Below are 26,582 nucleotides of genomic sequence, written 5' to 3'. Positions count from 1 at the left end.
GGATGTGAAAAAATGCAAATTTTTATCATCATGATTTTTATGGCTGGTGCCTTTATTTTTCAAATGGCATTAGGTTATCTCCAAATCAAGCATTTTTCGAAAGCGTATGCAGAACTGAGAAGAATTGGAAAGGTAGCGATTGGCAAAAAGCCTGGAAAGATTCGCTCCGGAACCATCGTCATGTTTGCGGTAACCAATAATGGTAAAATCCTGAAGGCGAAAAAGATTCAGGGGGTTACGGTTATGGCGAAAGTGAAGGATCTGCCCGGTTTTGAAGATAAAAATATTAGAACGATTGAAGAAAAAGATTTAACACACTGCAATAAATTACTAAGATTAGCCATTCTTGATGCGGTACACAATTACAAGGTTATCATGAGCGGAGGAGAAATTCCGGAAAAGAATAGTCTCTTTAAACGGATGATGCTGCAAGCAGAACGCGTGGCTACAATTAAAAAATAATTAGAGGTGAGCGTAAATGGATTATATCGTTATTTTTGCCGAAGGCTTTATGAAGTTGTTCCAAACCGGTGCATCGACGTTTCTTTCATGGATGAAAGGAATCGTACCAGTTGTTTTGTTATTGATGGTTGCGATGAATACGTTGATTCAGTTGATCGGAGAAAAAAGAATTAACAGGCTGGCGATGGCTTCTAGTAAAAACCCGTTATTAAGATATTTAGTACTACCGTTTATTGGATCGTTCATGTTAGGAAATCCAATGGCCTTATCATTAGGACGTTTTTTACCAGAAAAATATAAACCAAGCTATTATGCTTCGGGTGCTTACTTCTGTCATACAAGTAATGGATTATTCCCACATATCAACCCAGGTGAATTGTTTATCTTCCTAGGAATTTCAGCAGGGATCGAAAAGCTCGGCTTCAATACAGCAGAGTTGGCTGTCCGCTACCTTCTAGTCGGCTTAGTGATGAACTTCTTTGCAGGTTGGATTACTGACTTTACAACCAAATTGGTTGAAAAGCAACAAGGGATTAAATTAAAAACAGAAGTGAAATTACATCACTAGGATGTAGGGAGGGATTAGGATGACTGAGTATCGTTCAATTAAAATTGTAAAAGGAAGCGGTGGTTTTGGGGGTCCGTTGACCATTAAGCCAACTGCTACTAAAAATAAAATCGTTTATATTACAGGCGGGGGTGCCAAGCCAGCCATCGTCGATAAAATTGTTGAACTAACGGGCATGGAGGCAGTGAACGGCTTCCAAACCTCGGTTCCAGATGAGCAAATTGCGCTAGCGATTATTGATTGCGGGGGTACCTTACGCTGTGGAATTTATCCGCAAAAACGGATTCCAACGGTTAATATTATGCCAACGGGTAAAAGTGGTCCATTAGCTAAACATATTACAGAAGATATTTATGTGTCTGCCGTTGATGTTGATCAGATCCAGCTAGTTGACGGTGCGGAGGTCCAAGTGGCTGCGGCAGCAGAAAAATTACCCGAGCCGGAAAGAGAATATAAATATAGTACGGATCAAAAGATTTCTCAAACGTTGGCAGCTAAAAAGAATAAAAGCATCATAACAAAATTTGGACTTGGTGCTGGTAAGGTTATTAATACGTTTTATCAAGCAGGTCGTGATGCAGTCCAAACCATGATCAATACGATTATTCCGTTTATGGCCTTTGTATCCTTGCTAATCGGCATTATCCAAGGCTCTGGAATTGGGAATCTATTTGCGAAGCTAATGTCGCCGCTTGCCGGTAATATTTGGGGATTACTGTTAATTGGCTTTATCTGTTCTTTACCATTTCTATCCCCGTTACTTGGCCCAGGTGCTGTTATTGCCCAGGTTATTGGTACACTGATTGGTGTGGAAATCGGCAAGGGGAATATTTCACCAAACTTGGCGTTGCCAGCATTGTTTGCCATCAATACCCAAAATGCCTGTGATTTCATTCCTGTCGGTTTAGGACTTGCAGAAGCGGAGGCTGAAACCGTCGAAGTAGGGGTACCTTCCGTTCTCTACTCGCGTTTCTTAATCGGGGTCCCAAGGGTCTTTGTCGCTTGGCTGGCAAGCTTTGGATTATATAGCTAAGATTTGAAAGTAGTGTTGTCGGTTATTGCCCGACACGCCCGCGGGTAGCTTGACGCCCTTGGCTGCAATCAACAACTAATTTAAAAGAGTCTAACATTTTATTAATACTAACTTAAAAAAAGGAATTGGAGGTATGCGGCTCGGCAACGCTAGTTGCCAATGCCACGAGAATATGAAAACAATCTATGAGAATCAAGTAAAAAGTATCGGTGCAATGGCGAATTCATTCTTAGAGGAAAAAATGCTGATTTTATTTGGCGATGCAGCTCCGCAGGATCTAAAAGATTTTTGCTATAATATCGACGTTGTAAATGTGGATGAGGAGATCCAAGCAGGGCAAACCCTTTATATCAACAATGAAAAGTTCAAAATTACCTCAGTAGGTGATGTAGTTCAACGAAACCTTACCACATTAGGACACATTACCTTACGATTCGATGGCTCATCTGTACCGGAATTACCGGGGACGCTATATCTAGAGGATAAAGAGCTTCCAGCATTAGAAGTCGGTTCAGTACTAAAAATTATCAGCGAATAGTCTCCAATCTACATCAATCACTAACCAAAAGGCTTAATCTCCAATAGATTAAGCCTTTGACTTTAAGGGGGTACATGTAAATGAAATTGTATATTGATTCGGCTGATCTAAAACAAATTGCGTACATACAGGAGTACTATCCAATTGCAGGAGTGACAACGAATCCATCCATTATCGTGAAAGAAAATCGCCCTTATTTAGAACTTCTAAAAGATATTCGCGAAGTAATCGGCGAGGACAAGGAACTATTTGTTCAGGTAGTGGGGGAAAAAGCGGAAGAAATGGTCGAAGAGGCAAGGAATATTTGCAACCAGCTTTCAGGAGCGGTTGTTGTAAAGGTCCCGGTGACAGAAGAGGGTATTAAAGCCATTAAACGATTAACTGCAGAGAATATTTCAACTTTGGGAACGACAATCTATACCCCGCTTCAAGCTCTGATTGCAGCGATGGCAGGAGCAAAATATGTGGCTCCATATGTGAACCGAATTGATAATTTAACAGGTAGTGGTGTCAAGGTTGTCTCGGAGATTGCGACCCTATTATCCTCCTATCAATTACCAACCAAAATCATAGCAGCTAGCTTTAAAAATGTTCAGCAAGTCCATGATGTTTGCCTTTCAGGTGCCCAAAGTGTCACGGTGGGCACAGACCTTATCAAGAAATGTATCGCCTTTCCCGCTACCACTCAAGATGTTGAAGCATTTAAAAAAGAGTGGCAAAGCATGTATGGGGTGGGAGCTTTAGTATAAGATAGTTACCATTAGCATGCGGAAAAAAAGAAAAGAACCGCGTATAGTTTTTTGATCATAGGAAATGATTTGATGGAAGTTCGCGGTTCTTTTGATTTTTTTTCATGATAGATATATCCTCGTGTAGAATAGTTAAGACGACGTCTTTTACACCATAAATCAGAAGCTGATCTCCTTCATGAAGCCTCGTATCATAGAGATGTTTACGAATTCTGATATCACCTCGCTGAATAAACAAGAAGACTAACGCTAACTCATCATGCTCTTTGACCGCCTCGTTAATGGTACGATGGACAAGAGTAGAGTCCTCATAAATAGAAAGATGGAGCAGAAAATCTTCTTTATTTTTCAAAAAAACATCCCTCATCGGTAGATCCGCCAGTTCAATCTTCTGCTTCAATTCCCGATGAAAAACCTTAGCAAGTCCCAGCCGAACGGATTCTATTTTTAACACAAGGAAAACGGCGATGACAGCGCCGGTACCAATAAAGATTTCCTTCTCCCGCAGACCTTTGGAAAGAAATTCACTAATGGAGGAAATGATGACTGCAAGAGAAAACGCGCCAAACAAGATGAGGAAGATGGCGAGCTTCCGGCGAACCGGGTGACCTAAGATTAACTCAGACTCTCCCGTTGTAAAGCCGGTTCCCGTCATCATCGAAATCACTTGAAACCGCGAAACCTCCACCTTCAGCCCGGTTAAACGAAATAAAATCACAAATATTTTAATCACGGCCAAAATAATGACTAGGTAGATGAACAAAAACAGCAAAATGATCACCTCATTAGAAAAGCGTAAACGCCTTGAACAGCCCCGACAAGCTTAAGACGCTCCCAAAAAGAAGGCGCTTTTTGCCTTCCTTTTGGGAGTGGCTTAAGACCTCGAGGGGCTAGGCGCTGGAGCTGGACAATTCTTGAAGTCAAAATTTATACTTTCTTATAATTTAAAAAGAGTTGGGGCATTGAAAGCCCCAACCTGTTACTGTAATTTTTCATTATAAAACTGAACCGAGTACATCGCACCTTCGTCGACCATTTTGTTATCTTCTATATCATGTGGATGCGGATGCCCACCTTTATGAATCGGAAGCTGCTCGCTTTTTTGATAAACTGTTGGAAAAATCTTTCGCTTCCACTCTCGGAGAAGTGTTTCGGCCTTAATTCGGTTAGTTTTATGACGCAGCCACAGTACAGCCGAAGCCCCAACTCCTACAGCTAAAAGTGAGCTCGTACTTAAGACACGTTTCATGAAAATTCCCTCCTTAAGCTATTTAGTTTTTCTAATACCCGTTAACAATGAAGATGAAACGTTTAAATTAGTTAAATTACGGGGATTAGTGTAAAGAGGAGGGATTCTTTTGGAAAAATTAATCGGCAGGAACCAGTGGAAGTGGTTAGATTGGAACAGCGAAAAAATGGATCTTAACCAGTCATCCAGCAATGAAGAGGACCCTGTTATGACATCTTGGCTGAACCATATCGGAAAAGATAAAACCAATAGCTTACGTGTAACTAGTCTAGAGAATGGCGAAAAAGTCATCAACGGGTCCCTTATCTATAAACAAAGCTATTCAGATGAAAACGATTATAAGATTTTTCATTTCTTTTTAACAAGCGGTCAGTTAATCACTTCTGACCTTGAAATCGGCTCGATGAATCAGGACGCACTTTACCGTCTATTATCACGAACAAATAATGCTGTTGAGGGCTTTTTGCTTTTCCTCGGGGAATTGATGAATGAAATGCTCGTCGAAATTGATCGGTTTGAGGAGACACTCAAAATTCTGATTTGGAGTGTGCGAAAAAGAAATGAAATTGGGATCCTTGAACTGGTCTATAAGCGCCGGCATGAATTGTTGATTTGCAAAAATTTATTAATTCCGATCAACGAAGTGAAAATGGCGATAGACGAAATCAATTTTCCGGATATTCAGGATGGAGAGTTTTTTACGTGCACATGCAAACGGATTGAACGGGCGATGGTTTTGCTCAATGAGTATGAACATGAAATCGATTCGCTCATCAATTTAGAAGAGGTCATCTCCTCGCATCGCGGAAATGAAATCATGAAAACCTTAACGGTGATGACGACCATTTTTACACCGATTATGGCCTTCGGATCGTTATGGGGTATGAATTTTAAGCATATGCCTGAGCTCGAATGGCGCTATGGCTATATGTTCGCAATTGTTCTCATCCTCGTTTCAACGGCTTTATTATATTATTTTATCAAAAATAAAGGCTGGACGGGCGACCTGTTAAAGGGGAAAAAGAAGGGATCGTTTTTTAAATAGGAGGTTTGAGATGTGTGATGTGGTGGTACTACATGAACAAGGCTAGCAAAAAGCTATCCTGAAAAAAGAATCTAGCATTTGAAAGAAAGAGGGTGGTTGAAATATGTGGTCTCCTGTTCGGTAAAACCTGTTGAATGACTAGGGATGAAAAACAGCAGTCTCGGAAGATAAAAAAGGAGGAACTAAACATGGCGAAGAGTTATGCGGAACCGACGAATATGGAAGAAGCAGGTATGAAGGGCGATGACGCTCTTTATAAAAATGAGCAGACATCAGGGAACGACGAGAAGGAATTAAAGCAAAAGTATGGGCATAGAGTCGATGATCTTCCAGTGATGGATGGGCAAAATGCTCAGGCAAGGAATCAAGAGCAATTTAGGCGTAATGGACAATCAAGCGAGAGTCAAACTTGCCAAGAGGATGAACGGAACCAGAATGGACAAGATGGTAATGGACAGCGGGAACGCGGCGAACAAGGTCTGCACCTCTCTGGTTATAACATTGCTAAGAGTGATGGGCGAGACCTTCAACAAGAAGGTAGTGAGGAATTACGAAAAAAGAATGGAGATTCCCATCCTGAAAAGCAGGTGAATGAATTTTATCAGCGATATGGGCAAGACGACCCGCTCGATAAACAAATCTGATGATGGGATTCGATATTTAACATAAATAGGGGGGCTTGCACTCGACATGGGCGCAGGCCCCTTTTAGCTTAAAAGTGAAAGAGTATGGCAAAAAAATAACGGCCCCCGAATTGGCCGCTTTTCACTATTGCAATGGATCTGGAGTTAAGTTATCTTCCTGTTTCAGTTCAGAACCAGTCTTAGCACTTTTCATTTCCTTCCCAAGCTTCTTCACTTCATTAAAATCTTGAGCCATCGAACCATTCTTCTTAGCTTCTACCTTCAATTTCGTCTTTAGTTTATTCCGTTCATCCATCTCACTCACTCCTTCCTAGCCTTTATATACCCAATTAATAGAAAATGAAACAATTTGGTATAATAATAGGAATCACGTGAATCATGGGGACGGTTCTCCTGCTTCCGTGGAAGCAGGAGAACCGTCCCCATGATTCCAAAATTTTTTTAAAAAAGTAGGTTTAGAGTTTTTATATAGTGGTATATATACCATAAATATCTCAGAGGTGATGATGGAATGAATTTAAGTGTAGATGTACATCAGAAGAAAGAGGAAGTGTCTGTGAGGCTGGTCGGCGAAATTGATGCTTTTACAGCATCAAACCTTAGAGAGGAATTATTACCGCTTGCTGACGGGAAAAATACAACGATGATTATTAATCTGAAGGATGTATCGTATTTAGACAGTACGGGTCTTGGTGTATTTGTGGGGATTTTTAAAAAACTGAAAGAAAATGGTGGGGAATTAAGGCTTGTGGAGTTATCGGAGCGGTTAAGAAGACTCTTTGAGATTACAGGTCTCGATAAAATTATGAATATTTCGGTAAATTAAAAAGGTGGGGACAAGATGGATTATATTGAAATGAAGATTCCGGCAAAACCAGAATATGTTGGTGTGATTCGATTGACGTTATCAGGAATTGCGAGCCGCATGGGATATACATACGAGGAAATTGAGGATATGAAAATTGCTGTTAGTGAGGCCTGTACGAATGCGGTTCAACATGCATATGGAATTAAAGAAGACGGTGAAGTAACCTTAGGCTTTGGCATTTATGACGACAAGTTGGAGGTCATGGTCGCGGATAGCGGGGTGAGCTTTGATTTTGTTGAAACCAAAAACGAACTAGGACCTTATACGGAAGCAAGTACAATGGAACAACTGTCAGAAGGAGGGTTAGGTCTCTTTTTAATCGAAACACTCATGGACGAAGTCCGTGTCTTGGATCATTCCGGTGTAACGGTCTTCATGGCGAAGTATCTAAGTGGGGAGCGTGAGAATAATGGGACAACTGCCACAACCCATGAGGCGAACTAAGCAAGAAATCGATGCCCTGATACGAGAATTTCAACAAAATGAAAACTCCTTAGCCCAAAACGTTTTAGTGGAACATTATACGGCACTGGTCGGAAGCCTTGCCAGGAAATATTCAAAGGGAAGAGATTTTCACGAAGATATCATGCAAGTAGGAATGCTCGGGTTATTGGCCGCGCTGAAAAGATATGATCAAGGTGCGGGGAGATCGTTTGAAACGTTTCTCATTCCGACGGTAATCGGGGAGATCAAGCGGTTTTTACGCGATAAAACGTGGAGTGTCCATGTTCCGAGAAAAATTAAAGAAATCTGGCCAAAGATTAAAACCGTCGTGGACGAGTTGACCAATCAATACCAGCGCTCTCCCAAAATCCATGAAATCGCAGAGTATCTAGAAATCTCAGAAGAGGATGTTTTGGAAGCCATGGAGATGGGAAAGAGCTATCAAACCGCCTCCGTCGATATGCCAATCGAAACCGGCTCGGAAGGAAATGCAGTTACGGCTTTAGACATCATCGGGTCCCCAGATGAAGGCTTTGAAAAAGTAGACCGAAAACTGTTGCTTGAGAGTGCCCTCCATGTATTATCAGAACGAGAAAAAGAGATTATCCAATGCACGTTTGTCGAGAATAAGAGTCAAAAAGAAACAGGTGAGAAACTAGGAATCTCACAAATGCACGTCTCCCGTCTCCAGAAAAAGGCAATCGCAAAACTCCGCAAAGAACTCAACATCGACTCCCACCACGGAGTAAACACTGTCTAAATACAACAAATGGTGCCTGTCACCAATAACGAGGAGATCATGATGAATATTGTTATTGTGGATGATAATAAGACGAATCTGATGATAATTGAGAAGATTTTGCAGAAGGCGGGATATGATTGTTTAGTTTCGTTGTCTTCTGCTAGGGAGTTATATCAGTATTTACAGCTGGATGGATCTAATCCGGGGGAGGCGGTTAAGGTTTCAGTTTCGGCAGAGGTTCCGGTCGATTTAATTTTGATGGATTTGATGATGCCGGAGATTGATGGCTTAGAAGCTTGCCGGACGGTTCTTGCCCATGAGCGCTACGTGGATTTGCCGATTATTATCGTGACTGCTATGGGCGATTCGTATAAGATGGCTGAAGCGATGGATGCAGGTGCCTTAGATTATGTAATGAAACCGATTAATAAAGTGGAGCTGCTGGCGCGAATCCGCTCTGTCCTCCGGTTAAAGCATGAAAAGGATCTCCGTAAAGAACGGGATAAGAGGATTCAGCATGAGCTGGATTTGGCTAAACAGGTGCAGCTTAGCATGCTGAGTGATCCGATTAAAAAAGAAGATGTGACGATTTCAGCTGTCTACAAGCCGTCCTTTGAGCTCGCTGGTGATTTGTATGCCTGGTATCAAATTAGCCCGTGTCGCTATGGGGTGATTTTGCTTGATATGATGGGGCACGGGATTTCTTCTTCCTTGGTTTGTATGTACATATATTCTGCATTAAAGGATACCATTACGGGTATGTGTGACCCCGAGGTCGTGATGAAAGAGCTTAACCGGCGGATGAATCAGCTGCAGATGCCTGATAGTTTGGAAAGCTATTATTTTACAGCGATTTATTTTGTGCTGGATACGGTGGAGCAGACGATTGAATATGTGAATGCCGGCCATCCGTCAGGGATTGCGATTGTGGATGGGGAAGTGAAGCTGATGAAGAATAGCTGTGTTCCACTGGGCTTTTTTGAAGAGATTGATGCGACCAAGGGGGTTATTCCTTTTCAGGATAGCGCCCGTATTCTGCTTTTTACGGACGGATTGTCGGAGTGGCTTGAAGAGGAGTACGGGGATCCTGTTGCGAAACTGATTAGTGGGTTGCAAGAGAATGAGGATCCTAAGGAATTATTTGAAATGCTGCAGCCAAATTCGAAGATGCTGGCTGGTTCGAAGGATGATATGTGTTTGGTGATGGTGAGGACGGATGGTGGTCATGATTAGAGGTTGATTATGTCTGTGAACGAGGAAAAATGGTTATGCGGGCAGGTTAAGTTGTAATTGTGCCCAGGCGCTGTGGAAAAGTAGGTCGGACAGGCACAATAGGTTGCGGATTGTGCCCGAGCGCGAGGGAAAAGAGTTTGAACGGGCAAAATAAAAGACGATTTTGCTCAAAAAAGAAAAATAGGCATTTGATGGGGCAATAAAAAAATTTATATTGTCCTTTTAAGCTTATAAATTGGAAAAATGGTCATTATAAGATGTTTATAACGCCCGAGAGAGCGGAGAAAAAGCAAGAATGGTAGTTATAAGGTGTTCATAACGCCCGAGTGAGCGGAGAAAAAGCGAGAATGGTAGTTATAAAGGGTTCATAACGCCCGAGAGAGCGAAGAAAAAGCAAGAATGGTAGTTATAAGGTGTTCATAACGCCCAAGAGAACGGAAAAAAAGCGAGAATGGTAGTTATAAAGGGTTCATAACGCCCGAGAGAGCGGAGAAAAAGCGAGAATGGTAGTTATAAAGGGTTCATAACGCCCGAGTGAGCGAAGAAAAAGCAAGAATGGTAGTTATATGGTGTTCATAACGCCCAAGCGAACAAGAAAATCGCAAAAACGGTAGATATAAAAGGGGCATAATCATAACCAACACAACTTGACACCATCAGGGTTAGTCATGATGAAAGGGTGCCAGCCTTCAATCTAGCACCCTCTTAACCTACTCTGCTAAATACGCCTTAAACATCCAGCAATGCTTCTCAAGCGAAGTCCGAATCGCAATAAACATATCGGCAGTCGGCTGATCCTCATTCTCCTCGGCCACAGTAATTCCCTCGGTCAATTCACCGCAAACCTTGTCAAAATCATCCACCAATGCCTGGACCATCTCCGTTGCATTCTCATCCCCGCTGGCTTCCTGAATGGAAGCAAGCTCCAACTGCTCTTTAAGAGTAGACACCGGCCTCTCGCCAAGCGACAGCATCCTTTCAGCGATCGTATCCAGATGCAGCGCGGCCTCCGTGTACAATTCCTCAAACTTCATATGCAGCGTGAAAAAGTTTTCCCCTTTTACATACCAATGAAAATGATGAAGCTTCATATACATAACAGAAAAGTTAGCTGTTTGCTTATTGAGAATCTCCGTTGATGATACCTTTGTTTTTGGCATTTTCATCCCTCCAGCATGATTGTGATACCTATTCAATACCCACCGATAAACCATTTGAAACCACCAAAATTTTTTTTAAAAAAAGTTTCAAACTACTAAAAAGAGGGTAGATAAATAGACTGATGAATAACTATTACCATAGTACCAATCTTATATAATCAAGCTAAAATCGGCTGTTTACATGTTAAAATAAGGATATTTCCATAGAGGGGGCGGTAACCATAAAAGGCTTTAACTTCAATATTCATGCAAAAATTATCATCGGATACCTATCGATCTTAATTTGCTTGGTTCTGTCACTATTAACCGTCATTAATAGAATGACAGATTTGCAAGATGAAGTAGACTATCTGACAGAACACGATATCGAAATACACGACCTTGCGAATCAAATCCAAAAAAATGTCCTCGACATGGAAACCGGAATGAGGGGCTATGCCATAACAGGAGATGAACAGTACCTCGAACCCTATAATGAAGGAAGCCGGAGCTGGCTCGATAATTACAATAACCTCCATTCCCTGCTAGCCGATAACGGAGCCCAGCAGCGGAATTTGGAAGAGATGAAACCATTGATAGAAAACTGGATCACAGATTCCGGCGAATATGTGATCAATGCGAAAAGAAACCATGAAACGACGGCATTAACGAAGCATTTCAAGGAAAACAAGGGCAAGAATATCACTGACCAGCTCCGTACCCAGTTTGATTCCTTTCTTGCTACAGAAAAGGAATTGACAGCGAAACGAACCAATCAGCTCAATGAGCATACGAACAATCTCAAGTTAATTTTATACGGGATCATAATTTTAGTGACAGCCTTTACGATTGCCATCGCCGTGGTCTTATCGAACTCGATTGTGAAAACCATTAAACAGGTAGTAACAACCATTAAAGGAATAACCGATACAAATTCCAATGTCGACCTGACAGCGCGGATCGAGGTGAAAACAAGGGACGAGACCCGGGAACTAGCTGATGCGATGAATGAGTTGCTTAGTGCTCTTGACAAGCACAACTGGGTGCAAAAGAGCCTGACCGACATTTCCACTTTATATCAAGGAATTACCGACATAAACGAACTGACCCGGCTATTTATTAACAAAATGACTCCCTTGCTCGGAGCAGCATACGGGGTGGTCTATCTTCGCCGCAATCAAGGGGGCGAAATAGACTTTGTCAAAGTGGCCGGCTATGCGATTACGGATGACGACCTCGTGAAGAGCCGCTTCAAATTAGGCGAAGGAATCGTCGGACAAGCAGCCCTTGATAAACGAATTTTTCTCATCGATCAAATACCAGAAGATCATTTTAAAATTACAACAGGGTTAGGCACCTCGAACCCAAGTAATCTATTAATTGCCCCGATTCTTTTTGAAGATCAAGTCGAAGCAGTCGTCGAACTTGCCGCCCTTCAGCCATTCGATTCCCAGCATCTGACATTGTTGGATTTGCTTCAGGATAAATTCGGCTCGTCCATCTCAAGTGTATCGGGACGAATGGAAGTAGAAAGGCTTCTTGCGGAATCGCAAGTCATGACCGAAGAGTTACAAGCGCAATCAGAAGAGCTCCAGGCTCAATCCGAAGAATTACAAATGCAGCAAGAACAATTGCGGCTGTCCAATGAATACCTGGAAGAACAAAAGGAATATGCCGAAAACCGGGCAATCGAACTCAAGAAGGCGAAGGACGAGCTTGAGGATTATTCGTTGAAATTGAGGATGAGTTCCCAATATAAAACCGATTTCCTTGCCAATATGTCACATGAGCTCCGCACACCATTAAACAGCATTCTCATCCTGTCGCAGATGTTGATGGAGAGTAACGCCGATATGGACCAGGAGGAAGTGGCCGAATACGCGCGAGTCGTCAACACATCGGGTGCCGATTTGCTCCGCCTAATCGATGATATCCTGGATTTATCGAAAATCGAGGCTGGAAAAATTGAAATTTTAACAGATGAAGTCAATGTGACGGAGCTTCCACAAACCATAAGGAATATGTTTAACCCAGTGGCAGCGAAAAGGAATTTACAGTTTGAAATCATGACGGAGCCCAATGTACCGCCTGTCATCTCGACGGATGGACAACGATTGCAGCAGATCATCAAGAATCTATTATCCAATGCGTTTAAATTTACAGAGCAGGGCAGCGTTACGTTACAAATTAAACTAGCTCCTTTTGAAAAAGTAAAGCTGTTACTCGATAAACAAACGAGAGAACCGGTCCTAGCGATCTCTGTAACCGATACAGGAATCGGCATTCCACAAGATAAACAGCAGATTATTTTTGATGCCTTCCAGCAGGTGGACGGCACGACCAACCGCCAATATGGCGGCACGGGGCTTGGCTTATCGATTTGCCGCGAATTTACCCGTTTGCTTGGCGGTGCACTTGAAGTCGAAAGCGAGCCGCAAAAAGGAAGTACATTTACGTTATATATACCGAGTCGGTTGGAAGCGGACGATCATGTGCTGGATGAGGTTCAGCTGGCATTGGAGGAAGTCGCTGCGGCGAGTGAAGGAACCGAAGCACAAACATGGATGAGCGAGGAGTCGCATGATGACCGCGCTGAAGCTTCTGATGAGCAACTGTTTAAAGGAAAAAGAATTCTTTTAGTAGAAGATGATGGCCGAAACGTTTTTGCACTTGTCACGGCCTTAGAGCGGAAGGGTGTAAACGTTCAAGTGGCGCATAACGGGAAGCAGGCCTTAGAAATGTTGCAAGCCGGCAGCGAGTTTGACCTCGTGTTTATGGATATTATGATGCCAGTCATGGGCGGCTATGAAGCGATGAAAGTGATTCGTGAAGACCTTGGTATGCACCGTCTGCCGATTATCGCGTTGACGGCCAAGGCGATGAAGGGTGAACGAGACAAGTGTATGGAAGCCGGTGCTTCTGATTATATTATGAAGCCATTGAACATTGATCAACTTTTCTCGTTGATGCGGGTCTGGCTGACAGAGCAGGTGAACCAGGATTGAACAACGACATGCCGATTGAATTTTTAACAGAAGCAGAGGAACCTACTAACGAATTGCAGGAAGTGGAAATGAACTTGCTGCTAGAAGGCCTTTATCAGATGTATGGCTATGACTTTAGAGGGTATGTGCGGGCTTCGTTAAGAAGAAGGATTCTAAACCGTATGAAGGCAGAGCGACTCCCGACGATAACGGCCCTCTTGGAAAAAGTCCTCCACGAACAGGGTTATTTGGAACGTTTGTTAAATGACCTATCAATCCGGATGACGGAAATGTATCGCGACCCTAGTTTTTTTGCAGCTTTCCGCAATCAGGTGGTGCCATTGCTGCGAGATCTCCCCGAGATTCGCATCTGGCATGCCGGCTGTGCCACGGGCGAAGAGGTTTATTCGATGGCGATTTTGATGAGGGAAGAGGGCTTGGCGAAAAAAACGAAAATTTATGCCACCGATATGAATGAAAAGGCGTTGCTTGCGGCACAAAAGGGAGCTTTTCCTTTGAAAAAAATGCAGCAGTATACGAAAAACTACTTGAAAGCAGGCGGTAAAAAAGCTTTTTCGGAGTATTATACGACCGACCACCAGTATGCTTATTTTTTCCCTGTCTTAGAGGAAAATTTATTTTTCGCGCAGCATAATTTGGTAACGGATGGCTCGTTTAATGAATTTCATGTGATTTTATGCCGGAATGTGATGATTTATTTTGACAATGAGCTGCAGCAGCAAGTCCACCGCTTGATTTATAGCAGCCTGGCTGATGGAGGTTTTGTCGGCTTTGGCAGCAAAGAGTCGCTGCTGTTTGTTCCGAAGAGTTTGAAGTACGGGGAGTTTATTACGCAAGAAAGGATTTACCGGAAGATTTAAAAATCGCTGAAAACGGTTGAAAAATCGCTGAAAAATGGTCGGATACTAAGTTTTTGATGCCTCCCCAATTAGGGTGAGGCATTTTTTCTTCAAAAAATAAGAAAAGACTGCCGATTTGGCAGCCTTCTCAACATTATGCTGTTTTTCTCATCCCTTTTAAAATAAGACTCAAGACAAATACGAGTATAATCGCACCGATAAGCGCTGGAAGGATATAGAATCCACCGATCACCGGCCCCCATCCTCCTAATATTAAGGAACCAAGCCATGCCCCGATAAATCCAGCAATAATATTTCCGATGATTCCTCCTGGTATGTCACGTCCAAGAATGAGTCCAGCCAACCAACCGATAATTCCTCCAATAATTAATGACCAAATAAATCCCATGAAAATCTCTCCTTTCTTTTTTTCAATGAGTATGGTAATTAAGTACCCGCAATGTGAAAAATGAAACCTAATGACGTAGATTTTCTTTTATAGCCTCCATGAGCTGGTGCTCGGAAACCTGCAGTTCCCGACCTAAAAAGTGCTCGCAAAGCTTTAATTCAAGTGTACGTTTCATAAAACCTTCTTCATCCCGTTCATCCAGGCATTTATCAATCTCTCGTTTTAACAAACTAATTTTTGAAATAATTTCGGCACGGCGTTTTTGAAGCTCCGTCCATTTTGTGGTGTTTCCCCAGCGATAATCACTTAGCATCGTTAACCGGCGACCACACTTACAGAGCGTTTCCCCGACAGCTAGCACCTTGAATTCTGCATTTCCACAATTTTTACAGATTAGATTTTTCATCATATACACCTCCGGAAAATGAGTTTTCATAGAACAATAGATGAAGTGGTTTTTATATACCCACGATTGGAAGATTCTTAACTTGATTATTTTTAGGAAAAGTAGGTTTGATTTCCGCGAGAGCGGTTATATACGTGACAGAAATTGATTAAAGGAGGAATTGAAAATGGAAACAGTTAAAGTAGTTGAAAATGGTGTTCAAGCGAAAAAGGAAATTGAGCAGTTGATGATGCAAGGCTTCACTAAGGATGACATTTACTTATTGACACATAACAAGGAACGATCGAAGGATTTAACCGAATCGCTCGGTCTTACTGGCATTGGTATAGAGGAACAAGGGGTGCTCGGTTCGTTGGCCAATGTATTCCGCACGCGTGGGGATGAACTTCGCGTCAAGCTAGAATCATTGGGATTGTCAGATACAGAGGCAGAACGTTATGAAGAGGAATTAGACCACGGGAAGGTCCTTGTAATAGCGACAAAATCGGCATAACGAATACTGAGGAACGATAGGGGATCCTATCGTTTCTTCCTAAAAAAAAATGAGGTGAATAAGAGATGAAATTTTCAAGACAAAGTTTGGAGAAATTACTAGGTGTCGAGCGCAAGGCAAGACATAATCAAAGTAAAAAGCACAGCCTTGAGGAGAACTTTGAAAGACTGATTCTTCATAAGGAAATTCACGGGGAGCGGGTGTTTGTACCCTTGAATATGGAACGAGTGTGGAATGAGATATAAGTTAGGTATGCCTGCGTAAACACCGGTCTTTTATTGGAAGGATCATTGTTTAGGCAGGTAATTTGTATGGAAACCCTTTCTATATTTAGAATTTTCCGAAATAATCCTATTGGTGAATCTTTTCTGGTTTTCATTCGTCTATATGGTAGAATATTCATTGGACCTAGTAAGGGAGGATCGATTAATGGGTGATTTAGGGCAAATAGCGTTAGTAAGCATCCTGTCACATATTATCTTTATTGCGTTAGCCTGGTATGCACTGCAGGCCGTTCGCTTAGAGAAGCTGTTGAAGCCGAACCATGTGTTCCAGGCGCGGCTGCTATACATATTATTAGCTATTTTTCTCGGCTCATCTGTTAGTAACTTTTTCCTTGACTATCTTCAATGGTCACAACAGCTGCCATCGATCCTGCAGTAATATGCCGGAATAGTGGTAGGTTTTGCCATGCTGCGAGGGAATCAGGAGAACCGTCCCTGTGCTTCTTTGCGTTTTAGAGGGAATCAGGAGAACCGTCCCTATGATTCCAAAAGAAGCACGAGAACCGTCCCTATGATTCCAAAATTGGAAAAAATTTAGGTCTTCTTGCATGTATCCAAATCACGATATTTTGAGTACAATCGAGTTTATGTGGAAAGCTAAGCATGTCCAACAGCTTATCTTTGTCAAAAAGTGACGACATTTCTTAAGTATTGCTTCCGTACTGCCTGGCCACAATGGTAGGGAGGGGGGAGTTTGAGAAATGATGCGACTTTTTAAGAATTTTTTATATATGATCTCGATTGTCAGTTTGATCCTTGTTGTGATGGGAAACCGAACAACTGAAGCAATGAGTGTGCGGACAGCCGCCGAGAAACTTTTTTCACTAGAAGAGACCGGCAGCACCTCGTCAATTTTACCAAAAGGTGCCGATGATTTAGCGAAAATAGCCTCTGTTTTGCAAGCCGAAGATATTTTGCTCGATGATTGGTCTTTTTATGCACGTGAACATGTAACGAGCATGAAAAGTGTTGAGGAAGTGCAAGATTATGCGAAAAAGCTTCAGCAGAAGTTTCCGAATTGGAAATGGACTGTAACGAATACAAGCCAGAAGTGGCAAGCGACAGCAATATCTCCAACATCTAAAAACCACCAAGAAATGCTACAAATATTGACTTCCCACACAGAACAACCTGTTGATGCGTATATAGTATATAGTGTTCGTGGAAGCGAGTGGAACAAGGCGGCTGAGGGCTTTTTCACTACTAAAGAATTCGAGGGTAGGCTTTCAGACATATTTCGGGGAAAACCTACAGTTTTCTCTTGTATGAAAGGCGTTTTCAGTGATAAGATTGGTAAGGCTTTAGCAAAAAAAGCTGACAGGGTGATGTCAGATTTTAATGCGAAAGAGATCGAAGCGTTAAAAGAGGAGAATTTCATGTCGGTTTCGGCATCATCGCCAATGTTTACAGGCTCCATAGATCACAAATTGCATAACATGAATTTACAAATTGGCTTACGCTCCGAAGGAATGGGCGGGGAGACTACCATAGTTATAGGAACCCCTATCATTACGATTGAATATTAATATAGAGAAAATGGACGCGGAGGGGAATACTCTTGGAAAAGATCATCGTCCGCGGCGGACAAAGGCTGTATGGAACGGTAAAAGTTGAAGGTGCAAAAAATGCCGTACTGCCAGTTCTCGCTGCAACATTATTAGCAAGTGATGGAAAAAGTGTGCTACGTGATGTACCCACACTCTCCGATGTATACACAATTAATGAAGTGCTACGTAACTTAAACGCTGAAGTGGCTTTTGACAATAATACCGTTGTTGTTGATGCATCTAGAGTGTTAAAAGAAGAGGCACCATTTGAATACGTACGAAAAATGCGTGCGTCTGTTCTTGTTATGGGATCGCTATTGGCTCGTAATGGCCGGGCTCGCGTCGCTTTACCAGGCGGCTGTGCGATTGGATCCCGTCCGATTGACCAGCACTTAAAAGGCTTTGAAGCGATGGGTGCGAAGGTTAAGGTCGGAAATGGTTTTATTGAAGCGGAGGTTGACGGCCGCTTAAAGGGTGCTAAGATTTATTTAGACTTCCCAAGTGTTGGGGCAACTGAAAATATCATGATGGCAGCAAGTCTTGCGCAAGGTACGACCATTATTGAGAATGTTGCCAAAGAACCTGAAATTGTCGATTTAGCTAATTTCTTGAATAAAATGGGCGCTCGCGTGAAGGGTGCTGGTACTGGTACTTTACGAATTGAAGGCGTTGATGTATTATTCGGCGCTGATCATACAATTATTCCTGACCGGATTGAAGCAGGTACATTTATGGTGGCTGCAGCAATTACGGGCGGAGATGTCTTGGTTAGAGGTGCTGTGCCTGAACATTTATCTTCTTTGATTGCGAAAATGGAAGAGATGGGTGTTGAGATTCATGAGGAAGAGGATGGCGTTCGTGTTATCGGTCCTGATCGTTTGAAGGCTGTCGATATTAAAACGATGCCACACCCTGGTTTCCCAACGGATATGCAGTCCCAAATGATGGCATTATTGCTTCGTGCTGAGGGTACTTCTATGATTACGGAAACGGTGTTTGAGAACCGTTTTATGCATGTGGAAGAATTCCGCCGCATGAATGCGGATATCAAGATTGAGGGCCGTTCTGTTATTTTAAATGGTCCATCGAATTTACAAGGTGCGGAAGTTTCTGCTACTGACCTTCGTGCCGCTGCTGCGTTAATCTTAACTGGTTTGGTGTCTGAAGGTATGACACGCGTGACGGAGTTGAAACACTTAGACCGCGGTTATGTAAACTTCCATGGCAAGCTAGCAGGGTTAGGTGCAGATATTGAGCGTGTGAAAGAAGAAGAAGAGAAATTTGTCGAAGTAGAGAAATTCATCTCTGACATGAACGCTTAAAAGCATAATCTAAAATAGTGAAATAGAAGTGAAAGAATCCCTTAGTAGGCAGTCGTCTGATATCCGACGGCTGCAGTACTAAGGGATTCTTTAGTTTAAGGGGGAACAGTGGGTGACAGCCACCGTTTCGCGGCTTGTTACTGTGGCAATAAAGAAAATAGTGACAGGCACCGTTTCGTCGTTTTCTACTTTGGTAATAAAGAGAATAGTAGAAACGGTGCCTGTCACCAAAATGCTGTCTTTTAGTCGAAATTAGTTGTAATAAATGCTTGTCCGCTTCCATATGTATGAATGGAGATGTATTCCGGCAGATTGTGCTGGCTCTGAAATTTTGACAAACTGGAGGCACTATCATGATTAAAATCAAACCACTCATCCTACTAGCATCACTCCTCATTGCCTTGACGATCATTATTCCCTCTGTCGTTGTCCTGCCATTCTCTAATACGCAAAAGACGAGCGGAAAGCTAGGCGAAGACGTAACAAAGGCTTCAGCAAAACAAACGCCAACGGTTTCAAGTCCAGACGCGGATACAGCGGTAACGGTCTCTGTTTTTCGTTCAGCTAAAAAGGTGATCGAAAAAGTCCCCTTAGAAGATTATCTTGTTGGTGTAGTCGCAGCGGAAATGCCTGCTGAATTCAAGGAAGAAGCGCTCAAGGCACAGGCGCTTGCGGCAAGAACGTATATCGTCAACAGACTGATCTCGAAGGACACGATGGGGGCACCAGAGGGAGCACAGGTCACGGATACTCAAATTCATCAGGTGTATATGAATGATGCGGAAATGCGACGGGACTGGGGTCAGGATTATACTTGGAAAAAGAAGAAAATCGTCGAGGCAGTTCGCTCAACAGGCGCCCAGATTTTGACTTACGATGGAAAGCCAATTGATGCTCTGTTCTTCTCAACAGGGAATGGCTACACGGAAAACTCTGAAGACTACTGGACGGGTAGTATTCCTTATTTACGAAGTGTATCGAGCCCCTGGGATAAAGAGTCACCGAAATTTTCCAACCAAAAGGTGATGACGGTGAATCAATTTGAAGCGAAGCTCGGGGTGAAAATAGGTTCGAGCTCGACGATTGGCAAAATTGTCGCACGCACGACCGGTAAACGGGTGGGGAAAGTGAATTTCAACGGCAAAGTGCTGACCGGTAAGGAAATTCGTGAAAAATTAGATTTGAAATCATCTGATTTTACTTGGCAGCGTAAGGGAAATAATATTGTCATTACGACGAAAGGCTTCGGCCACGGTGTCGGCATGAGTCAATACGGCGCGAACGGTATGGCCGAAGAAGGAGCCGATTACAAGAAAATCGTCATGCACTATTATCAAGGTGTCAAGATAACTTCTGCAGTAAGCATGCTCTCGACGTTAACGGCACAAAAATAAGGTTAACTAAAGCCAGGCAGCGATGCCTGGCTTTTTAATGTTTGGTCTGCTGGGGATGTGGGGTCATTTACTACTTTTGTAACTTTTAAAAAAAGCAACGATTAAGAGAATCACGGGAATAATAACTTGAAACGGCATATGAACAAAATAAGGAATCAGGACGATTCCTTCTTTTATATGTTCGGCATAATTGGAAGCGATTGTAATGGACCCAAAAAAAATCAACGTGCCTAGTGGTAAAACAAGTTTAGTCTGATTTTTGATTTTAAAAAGATCAGCAGCACCCACTACAGCTACATAAAAATAGAGATACAATTTAAAAAATCCCGCTACGATTAAATATAGAATGAAAAAAACATCGAGACGTTGAAGAAATGTGGAGAGTTCGATTTTTCTAATGGTGTTAAAGAGCGGAAAGGGGGAGCGAATGAACAGATCTACCCCTAAAACCGCAATATTGATGATCGATGTTATCGTTATATTGATACCGCTTAATAGCACACCGCCCAGACAAATATGTAACACTTTTTTCGGTTTGTTTAAATAAGGCAAAAGCATCGTGAAGACTACCATTTCCCCGAAAGGAAAATTTAAAGTTGACCTGAAAACTGTTTTTAAAATGATTCCCCCGCCATTTTCAAGTATCGGTTTTAGGTTATCTAAGTGGACAATATCAGTAAGGAGAATCGCCAAAAAGCCCGAAATCGCTAATAAATAGACAATAGGAAAGCAAAGCTCCCCAACCCTTGCAACAACTTCAATCCCTTTAAAGGCTCCGTACAGTAATGTAAACAGCATAAACGTATTTAAGACCAGCAACGGTGTCTGGTTGTAAAGCGTGGTGATTAAAAGTTCGCCAATATCCCGTAAAATTCTTGAGCTCTGATATAAAAAATAAACAATATAGAGCAAAGCAATAATACTTCCCAACCATTTTCCGATTATTTTTTGTGCGTAACTCGTTAGGGGGATATCTGGATAATAGCGAAAGAGACGATAGTAGACCCAAAAAAGTAATAGACCCGCCGCAAGTCCTAATAGATTAGCGATCCAAGCATCCTGTTTGGCTAAGCCTCCTGGATTAAACAAAATGGCCGTGCCTAATTCAAATAAAACAACCAGGATGAACAATTGGTATGAACTTATGCGTACCTTCTCCATAGGCTTCTCCTTAAAAAGATGGTTCATATAGAACCTTCCTACCTTATTTATAATATATTTTCCTTTTTATGACATTTTATTAGTAGATTTCCTAGTGCCATGTTTTGACCACAATGAAAACGTAAAAAAGCTTGGTGCAACACCCAAGCTAGTTGGTCTGAAAAGCTCCAATAAAATTTTTCTGAAATCATGCATAAAAACATGCACGTTGTCGAAAAATAAGTTTTAAAAATTTTTTTAGACCTGTGTATATAATTCTATTTATCTGTTCAGACTGATTGCTGAGGTGATGAAAATGAGAGAGGAAGAAAACAAACGATCTTCTCAAAGTTCCAGTGTAAAACGCTTCTTCAAAAAGCGTTGGGTATTTCCAGCCATCTATATCGCAAGTGCAGCTATCATTTTAACCGGGGTTCTATGGTATCAATCATTCAGCAGCAACACGAATAAGTATAGTTACAATGCTACAGACCTTTCCGGGAAAAAGAACAATGCTCCAGCAGTTGAAGTAAACAAATCAATCGAAAACTTCAAAATGCCTGTAGCAAACGCCGCTGATGCTGTCGTCAAAACGAAATTCTATGATTTCCAAGGCAAAGCAGCAGACCAGGAAAGTGCATTAGTATTCTATAATAATACCTATGTACCAAACACTGGAATAGACATTACGGTGAAAAACGGTGACAGCTTTGATGTAACTGCATCACTTAGCGGAACTGTTACACGCGTAGATGAAGATGCCACACTAGGGAATGTCATTGAAATCGAACATGACAAAGGTATTGTAACTCAATATCAATCCGTTAAAGACATAAAAGTTAAGGTTGGCGACCAAGTAGATCAAGGACAAGTTATTGCCAAGGCTGGACAAAGCTTGTTAAACGAAAAAGCTGGAACTCATGTACATTTTGAAATCCGTAAAGACGGAATTGCAGTAAACCCAACGAATTACTTCGAAAAATCGTTGAGCACACTGCAACAAGAAAACATTTCAAATGACAGCCAAGAATCGTCTAAAACACCAACAAACGACGACTCAACTAACTCAACAGACAATAGCAACTCATAATAAAATCAAGGGGACGGTTCTCCTGCTTCCGAAGCAGGAGAACCGTCCCCTTGATTCCGTTTGGGCAAAAAAAAATCCGGCACATTGGCCGGATTATCAAAGGGGGTTTGAATAAGTGTGAATACATATAGTATAGCGTCTATATATGAACAAACTATTAATAAACGATTAATATTTTCTAAAAGGTAAATTAAATTGTGACGACTGGTGCAAATCTGGGCTTGGTCAGAGTGGTTCCTCCAGTAAATATGTTAAAATGGGAAATAAAGGAGGGGGTTTGAGTTGAAGAAATTAGTCGGGTTCTTGCTCCTGCTCGTCATGATTACTCTTGTAGGCTGCAGCAAGGAACCCACCTCAGAAGAACGATTCTCTGATTACGTTGCCTTATGGAACCAGCAAAAGTTTGCAAAGATGTACGATTATCTTTCGAGTGATGCGAAAAAGCAGATCAGCAAAGAACAGTTTACGAGCCGTTATCAAAAGATTTACAAAGATCTTCAGATTACAGACCTCAAGATTGGGTTCAAAAAACCAAAGAAAGAACAGGATCACTATACTTTTACCGTTAGTATGAATTCAATAGCGGGAACGATAAAATTTAGCCAGCAAGCTAAAATGCAAGAAGAAAAACAGGACGATAACAAGAACTGGTATGTAGACTGGAATACTGAGTTCATTTTTCCAAAATTAAAAGAAGGTGACACGATTGGCGTGAGCACGACGGCGCCTACGCGCGGTGAGATTCTGGACCGAAATGGCACGGGCCTTGCGGTGAATGGCCAGGTATATGAAGTTGGGGTGGTCGCTGGGAAGCTGGATGCCCCGGTGTTAGCGCAACTGGCGTCGCTGTTAAAAATGAGACCGGAGCAGATTACGAAGGCGGTCGGGGCGAGCTGGGTGCAGACGGGGCAGTTTGTGCCTCTCGCGAAAGTTTCGATGAACGATCAGGAACGGATTAAGCAATTGGTGGCGCTTGAGCCGGTACAAACGCGGAAGGTGAACGCACGGGTGTATCCATATGGACAGGCGGCGGCCCAGCTTGTAGGCTATGTGGGAGCGATTACCGCTGACGAGCTGGAGAGGCTTAAGGATAAAGGCTATACGAGCCATGATGTGATTGGAAAGCGCGGTCTTGAGCAGGTGCTGGACGAGCAGCTGCGAGGAACGACCGGTGTCAAGATTGTGATTAATAAGAAGGCGGAGGGCGCGGCGGATGTGGTGCTTGCCGAGAAGCCGGTGGTCGATGGCAAGGATGTGAAGCTGACGATTGATGCCGAGCTGCAGAAGCTGGTGTATGGCGAACTGAATGGTGAGTCTGGGACGGCAGCGGCGATGAACCCAGTGACGGGAGAGACGCTGGCCCTTGTGAGCAGCCCGTCATTCGATCCGAACCAGGCGGTGCTAGGGTTTTCTGCGGACGAGTGGAAGGCTTTGCAAGACAACCCTGGGAATCCACTCGCGACCCGCTTTAAGCTGGACTATGCGCCAGGCTCGGTGATGAAGCCGTTGACGGCAGCAGTTGGGCTCACCAATGGCACGATTGTTCCGGGTGAAGGGATGCCGATTATCGGCAAGCAGTGGCAAAAGGATAAGTCATGGGGCAACTATTTTGTGACAAGGGTGCATACCGGGACGGATCCGGTCAATTTAGAAAAGGCACTCGTTTATTCTGATAATATTTATTTTGCGCAGGCTGCGCTGAAGATCGGCAAAGACAAGTTTGTGGATGGTCTGAAAAAGTTCGGCTTTGAAGAGGATTTAGGGTATCCGTTTCCACTGGAGAAGTCGGTGACAGGCACCATGGGCAGTGAGATTGCACTTGCTGATTCTGGCTATGGTCAGGGGCAGGTCGAGATGAGTATTGTTCACTTGCTGGCGGCCTATACGCCGTTTGTGAATGAGGATGGCAATGTGAGGAAGCCGATACTGCTGGCAGATGAACAGCAGGGCCAGGTGTGGAAGCAGGGAGTTGTTTCGGCTGAGAATGCGGGAGTCATTGCGGCGGATTTGCGGAAGGTTGTCAGTGATCCCGGGGGTACAGCGCATGCTGCTGAGATGGCAGGGATTCCGCTGGCTGGCAAGACGGGGACGGCTGAGATTAAGCAGAAGCAAGGGGTGACCGGCACGGAGAATGGCTGGTTTATTGCTTATAACACGGGATCGCCACGAATGCTTGTGGCGATGATGGTGGAGAATGTCCAAGGTAAGGGTGGCTCGCAGGTGCCGGTGAAGAAAGTGAAGAATGTGTTTGAGAAGTGGAAATAAGGGAGGAGCACAAGTGAGGGGAAGTGTCACTTGTGCTTTTTTTGTATGTAAGAGGCGGGGGTTAATGGCAGAGTTAGGGTGGTCTTATGGACCGGGAGCGGCGCTCGGTCGGTTTGACGGTCGATGAAAGGTGCTGTTATGGTCCGAAAGTGTCGTAAGGGTGGTCTGAAGGTCGATGAAAGGTGCCTTCATGGCCCGAAAGCGACGTTAAGGTGGCCGGTCGGTCTGTGAAAGGTGTCTTCATGGCCTAAAGCGACGTTCGGTTGGTCTGAAAGGTCGATGAACGACACCTTCATGGACTGTCAGTATCGTAAAGGGCGTCAATCGGTCGTTGAACCCCAGAGCATCGTTAAGAAATTATTCACCCCCAATACCCGACTCCCCCACAGGATGATACTGATACCTGGCCAAATCAATAACCCCATTCAACCCAAACTCAACACCTTCACTTTCAAGCGAAAACAACTGCTCATGATAAAACTCATCATCTGAAAGAGCAATCTGACCCTTGCTGTTGATCACACGGTGCCAAGGAAGCTTATATTTTTTGCTCATCGAATGCAGGACACGTACCACCTGACGGGCGGCACGAGGACTTCCGGCGAGAGTCGCTATCTGCCCATAGGTCATCACCTTGCCTGCAGGAATACTGCGAATAATCTCTATAACATTTTCCGTAAAGGGTGTCATTATGTTCGATCCTTTCCTACCGGATAGTAGAATAATTTATGATAAAAACATTATATATTATTTGAAACAGATAAAAAGAGAATTCGCCTAGGCTGGATTCCCTTTCAGAACGGCGATAAATCCGACAGAAAAATCATAAATCCGAAACAATAGAATAACATTTTCCAAAAAAATCATTCGACAATTTCATAAAAAAAATATCCCACATTTAGAACGAAAAGATGGTGCAAACCCTTGGTATTCCTAGATTCTTGCGATTGTCGAAAAAAATAACATTGTCCCATTTTCGAAAGATTCTCTAAACGACCCTTGTCCAGATTCAGTAAATTGTGCATAAACCCGTATCCAAGCTAATAAAATGGTTACAAACCTTTACAAAGAGAGTGTTTGAGGTGAGGAGTCGTTTGGAGATAGCAAGTATTGAGCCAGGGACATGATTATTCATCGTATTGACAGAAGGTAACCACTTTCTGCCGTGTGGAACCAGTAGGATTCATATGTCCTCCTAGCGTGGACTTTTGTCTTAATGTGGTGCCTGTCACCATTAACACTACACACGGAAGCAGAATTCGTCGAAGTGAAAGCGGGTCTCATTTCACATGTCTCACATCCAATTTAGGGAGGGCGAGAGTGTGCACGATTACATCAAAGAGAGAACTATCAAGATTGGAAAGTATATCGTGGAGACGAGGAAAACAGTTCGCGTCATTGCGAAGGAGTTTGGCGTATCCAAAAGTACAGTCCATAAGGATCTAACGGAAAGACTTCCTGAGATTAATCCAGAGTTGGCAAATGAGGTAAAGGAAATCCTAGATTATCATAAATCAATCCGTCACCTCAGGGGTGGAGAGGCGACAAAAATGAAATATCAAAAAGAAGAAAAAGAAGGCGAGGCTGTAAAATAAGCCGAAAGCCCAACACCTCATTTATCCGGTAAAAACGTCATGAAAACTGAAAAAAGATGAAACAAGCAATCTGGTCCCA

General features: G+C 42.9%; 31 protein-coding genes. 23 read left to right on the top strand and 8 right to left on the bottom strand.

Annotated elements, in window-relative coordinates:
* The first annotated feature begins 12 nt into the window (after positions 1 to 12).
* The 5 genes from JOC76_RS10110 to JOC76_RS10090 all read left to right on the top strand — a co-directional run bounded on the left by JOC76_RS10110 (position 13) and on the right by JOC76_RS10090 (position 3,350).
* The gene (locus JOC76_RS10110) at positions 13 to 462 is read left to right on the top strand and encodes a transcriptional regulator GutM (protein WP_205177476.1); all 450 of its coding nucleotides are present in this window, start codon (positions 13 to 15) and stop codon (positions 460 to 462) included.
* Positions 463 to 478: 16 nt separating this feature from the next.
* On the top strand, positions 479 to 1,030 hold the full coding sequence (srlA, locus tag JOC76_RS10105; RefSeq protein ID WP_205177475.1) for a PTS glucitol/sorbitol transporter subunit IIC: 552 nt from the start codon (positions 479 to 481) through the stop codon (positions 1,028 to 1,030).
* A gap of 19 nt (positions 1,031 to 1,049) precedes the next feature.
* Positions 1,050 to 2,063: a PTS glucitol/sorbitol transporter subunit IIB gene (gene srlE / locus JOC76_RS10100; RefSeq protein ID WP_205177474.1), complete on the top strand. Its 1,014-nt coding sequence runs from the start codon at positions 1,050 to 1,052 to the stop codon at positions 2,061 to 2,063.
* 172 nt (positions 2,064 to 2,235) lie between these two features.
* Entirely contained in the window at positions 2,236 to 2,601 is a 366-nt protein-coding gene (locus JOC76_RS10095) for a PTS glucitol/sorbitol transporter subunit IIA (protein ID WP_205177473.1), read from the top strand.
* A gap of 80 nt (positions 2,602 to 2,681) precedes the next feature.
* A complete protein-coding gene (locus JOC76_RS10090; protein WP_205177472.1) occupies positions 2,682 to 3,350 on the top strand; it encodes a transaldolase family protein in 669 nt (222 codons plus the stop codon).
* A 55-nt stretch (positions 3,351 to 3,405) separates the two neighbouring features.
* On the opposite strand, the gene JOC76_RS10085 is transcribed toward JOC76_RS10090, so the two are convergent.
* Positions 3,406 to 4,122, bottom strand: coding sequence for a hypothetical protein (locus tag JOC76_RS10085; RefSeq protein WP_205177471.1), 717 nt, complete (start codon positions 4,120 to 4,122; stop codon positions 3,406 to 3,408).
* Positions 4,123 to 4,329: 207 nt separating this feature from the next.
* The gene (locus tag JOC76_RS10080; RefSeq protein ID WP_205177470.1) at positions 4,330 to 4,599 is read right to left on the bottom strand and encodes a YbyB family protein; all 270 of its coding nucleotides are present in this window, start codon (positions 4,597 to 4,599) and stop codon (positions 4,330 to 4,332) included.
* Between the two features lie 109 nt (positions 4,600 to 4,708).
* On the opposite strand from JOC76_RS10080, the gene JOC76_RS10075 reads away from it, so the two are divergent.
* Positions 4,709 to 5,644, top strand: a complete 936-nt coding sequence (locus JOC76_RS10075) for a magnesium transporter CorA family protein (RefSeq protein WP_205177469.1) — start codon at positions 4,709 to 4,711, stop codon at positions 5,642 to 5,644.
* A gap of 188 nt (positions 5,645 to 5,832) precedes the next feature.
* Entirely contained in the window at positions 5,833 to 6,288 is a 456-nt protein-coding gene (locus JOC76_RS10070) for a hypothetical protein (RefSeq protein WP_205177468.1), read from the top strand.
* A gap of 124 nt (positions 6,289 to 6,412) precedes the next feature.
* Here the strand turns inward: JOC76_RS10070 and JOC76_RS10065 are convergent, their stop codons facing one another.
* Entirely contained in the window at positions 6,413 to 6,583 is a 171-nt protein-coding gene (locus JOC76_RS10065) for a hypothetical protein (RefSeq protein WP_205177467.1), read from the bottom strand.
* Between the two features lie 216 nt (positions 6,584 to 6,799).
* On the opposite strand from JOC76_RS10065, the gene JOC76_RS10060 reads away from it, so the two are divergent.
* From JOC76_RS10060 to JOC76_RS10045, 4 genes are read left to right on the top strand one after another with little or no spacing between them, the layout of a single operon-like run.
* On the top strand, positions 6,800 to 7,114 hold the full coding sequence (locus JOC76_RS10060; protein WP_205177466.1) for an STAS domain-containing protein: 315 nt from the start codon (positions 6,800 to 6,802) through the stop codon (positions 7,112 to 7,114).
* A 15-nt stretch (positions 7,115 to 7,129) separates the two neighbouring features.
* Positions 7,130 to 7,600: an anti-sigma B factor RsbW gene (gene rsbW / locus JOC76_RS10055; RefSeq protein WP_205177465.1), complete on the top strand. Its 471-nt coding sequence runs from the start codon at positions 7,130 to 7,132 to the stop codon at positions 7,598 to 7,600.
* Positions 7,566 to 8,360 (top strand): RNA polymerase sigma factor SigB, encoded by a 795-nt coding sequence (sigB, locus tag JOC76_RS10050; RefSeq protein ID WP_205177464.1) that lies wholly within the window; start codon positions 7,566 to 7,568, stop codon positions 8,358 to 8,360. Before rsbW ends, sigB begins: the two co-directional genes overlap by 35 nt.
* 42 nt (positions 8,361 to 8,402) lie before the next feature.
* Positions 8,403 to 9,575, top strand: a complete 1,173-nt coding sequence (locus JOC76_RS10045) for a SpoIIE family protein phosphatase (RefSeq protein ID WP_205177463.1) — start codon at positions 8,403 to 8,405, stop codon at positions 9,573 to 9,575.
* Positions 9,576 to 10,285: 710 nt separating this feature from the next.
* Here JOC76_RS10045 and JOC76_RS10040 read toward each other — a convergent pair.
* Positions 10,286 to 10,741, bottom strand: coding sequence for a Dps family protein (locus JOC76_RS10040; RefSeq protein ID WP_372441926.1), 456 nt, complete (start codon positions 10,739 to 10,741; stop codon positions 10,286 to 10,288).
* Between the two features lie 314 nt (positions 10,742 to 11,055).
* On the opposite strand from JOC76_RS10040, the gene JOC76_RS10035 reads away from it, so the two are divergent.
* Together JOC76_RS10035 and JOC76_RS10030 are read left to right on the top strand one after the other, a co-directional pair.
* Positions 11,056 to 13,719 (top strand): CHASE3 domain-containing protein, encoded by a 2,664-nt coding sequence (locus tag JOC76_RS10035; protein ID WP_239557656.1) that lies wholly within the window; start codon positions 11,056 to 11,058, stop codon positions 13,717 to 13,719.
* An 8-nt stretch (positions 13,720 to 13,727) separates the two neighbouring features.
* On the top strand, positions 13,728 to 14,579 hold the full coding sequence (locus tag JOC76_RS10030) for a CheR family methyltransferase (RefSeq protein WP_205177535.1): 852 nt from the start codon (positions 13,728 to 13,730) through the stop codon (positions 14,577 to 14,579).
* A 133-nt stretch (positions 14,580 to 14,712) separates the two neighbouring features.
* Here the strand turns inward: JOC76_RS10030 and JOC76_RS10025 are convergent, their stop codons facing one another.
* A complete protein-coding gene (locus JOC76_RS10025; protein ID WP_205177461.1) occupies positions 14,713 to 14,967 on the bottom strand; it encodes a GlsB/YeaQ/YmgE family stress response membrane protein in 255 nt (84 codons plus the stop codon).
* A gap of 67 nt (positions 14,968 to 15,034) precedes the next feature.
* Positions 15,035 to 15,373, bottom strand: coding sequence for an IDEAL domain-containing protein (locus JOC76_RS10020; protein WP_205177460.1), 339 nt, complete (start codon positions 15,371 to 15,373; stop codon positions 15,035 to 15,037).
* A 166-nt stretch (positions 15,374 to 15,539) separates the two neighbouring features.
* Here JOC76_RS10020 and JOC76_RS10015 point away from each other — a divergent pair, with 166 nt between their 5' ends.
* From JOC76_RS10015 to spoIID, 7 genes are all read left to right on the top strand, one after another.
* The gene (locus JOC76_RS10015; protein WP_205177459.1) at positions 15,540 to 15,866 is read left to right on the top strand and encodes a YflT domain-containing protein; all 327 of its coding nucleotides are present in this window, start codon (positions 15,540 to 15,542) and stop codon (positions 15,864 to 15,866) included.
* Positions 15,867 to 15,931: 65 nt separating this feature from the next.
* Positions 15,932 to 16,111, top strand: a complete 180-nt coding sequence (locus JOC76_RS10010) for a hypothetical protein (protein ID WP_205177458.1) — start codon at positions 15,932 to 15,934, stop codon at positions 16,109 to 16,111.
* Between the two features lie 184 nt (positions 16,112 to 16,295).
* Positions 16,296 to 16,529: a DUF1146 family protein gene (locus JOC76_RS10005; protein WP_205177457.1), complete on the top strand. Its 234-nt coding sequence runs from the start codon at positions 16,296 to 16,298 to the stop codon at positions 16,527 to 16,529.
* Between the two features lie 322 nt (positions 16,530 to 16,851).
* Positions 16,852 to 17,676, top strand: coding sequence for a YwmB family TATA-box binding protein (locus tag JOC76_RS10000; RefSeq protein WP_239557655.1), 825 nt, complete (start codon positions 16,852 to 16,854; stop codon positions 17,674 to 17,676).
* 32 nt (positions 17,677 to 17,708) lie between these two features.
* Complete coding sequence (gene murA / locus JOC76_RS09995; RefSeq protein ID WP_205177456.1) at positions 17,709 to 19,019, top strand: UDP-N-acetylglucosamine 1-carboxyvinyltransferase; 1,311 nt, start codon at positions 17,709 to 17,711, stop codon at positions 19,017 to 19,019.
* A 112-nt stretch (positions 19,020 to 19,131) separates the two neighbouring features.
* The gene (locus JOC76_RS09990) at positions 19,132 to 19,275 is read left to right on the top strand and encodes a hypothetical protein (protein ID WP_205177455.1); all 144 of its coding nucleotides are present in this window, start codon (positions 19,132 to 19,134) and stop codon (positions 19,273 to 19,275) included.
* Between the two features lie 97 nt (positions 19,276 to 19,372).
* On the top strand, positions 19,373 to 20,413 hold the full coding sequence (gene spoIID / locus JOC76_RS09985; protein ID WP_205177454.1) for a stage II sporulation protein D: 1,041 nt from the start codon (positions 19,373 to 19,375) through the stop codon (positions 20,411 to 20,413).
* A gap of 63 nt (positions 20,414 to 20,476) precedes the next feature.
* On the opposite strand, the gene JOC76_RS09980 is transcribed toward spoIID, so the two are convergent.
* Positions 20,477 to 21,574, bottom strand: coding sequence for a GerAB/ArcD/ProY family transporter (locus tag JOC76_RS09980; RefSeq protein ID WP_205177453.1), 1,098 nt, complete (start codon positions 21,572 to 21,574; stop codon positions 20,477 to 20,479).
* A gap of 295 nt (positions 21,575 to 21,869) precedes the next feature.
* On the opposite strand from JOC76_RS09980, the gene spoIIQ reads away from it, so the two are divergent.
* Both spoIIQ and JOC76_RS09970 read left to right on the top strand, forming a co-directional pair.
* Positions 21,870 to 22,643: a stage II sporulation protein SpoIIQ gene (gene spoIIQ, locus JOC76_RS09975; protein WP_205177452.1), complete on the top strand. Its 774-nt coding sequence runs from the start codon at positions 21,870 to 21,872 to the stop codon at positions 22,641 to 22,643.
* Between the two features lie 282 nt (positions 22,644 to 22,925).
* Positions 22,926 to 24,908, top strand: coding sequence for a penicillin-binding transpeptidase domain-containing protein (locus JOC76_RS09970; RefSeq protein ID WP_205177451.1), 1,983 nt, complete (start codon positions 22,926 to 22,928; stop codon positions 24,906 to 24,908).
* 357 nt (positions 24,909 to 25,265) lie between these two features.
* On the opposite strand, the gene JOC76_RS09965 is transcribed toward JOC76_RS09970, so the two are convergent.
* Positions 25,266 to 25,598, bottom strand: a complete 333-nt coding sequence (locus JOC76_RS09965; RefSeq protein ID WP_205177450.1) for an MGMT family protein — start codon at positions 25,596 to 25,598, stop codon at positions 25,266 to 25,268.
* A 632-nt stretch (positions 25,599 to 26,230) separates the two neighbouring features.
* On the opposite strand from JOC76_RS09965, the gene spoIIID reads away from it, so the two are divergent.
* On the top strand, positions 26,231 to 26,503 hold the full coding sequence (spoIIID, locus tag JOC76_RS09960) for a sporulation transcriptional regulator SpoIIID (protein WP_007086083.1): 273 nt from the start codon (positions 26,231 to 26,233) through the stop codon (positions 26,501 to 26,503).
* Positions 26,504 to 26,582: the final 79 nt, after the last annotated feature.

The sequence above is a fragment of the Neobacillus cucumis genome (assembly GCF_016908975.1).
Taxonomy (GTDB): Bacteria; Bacillota; Bacilli; order Bacillales; family Cytobacillaceae; genus Neobacillus; species Neobacillus cucumis.
Note: the sequence above shows the minus strand (reverse complement) of the source record. Positions and strands in the feature narration are given on the sequence as shown.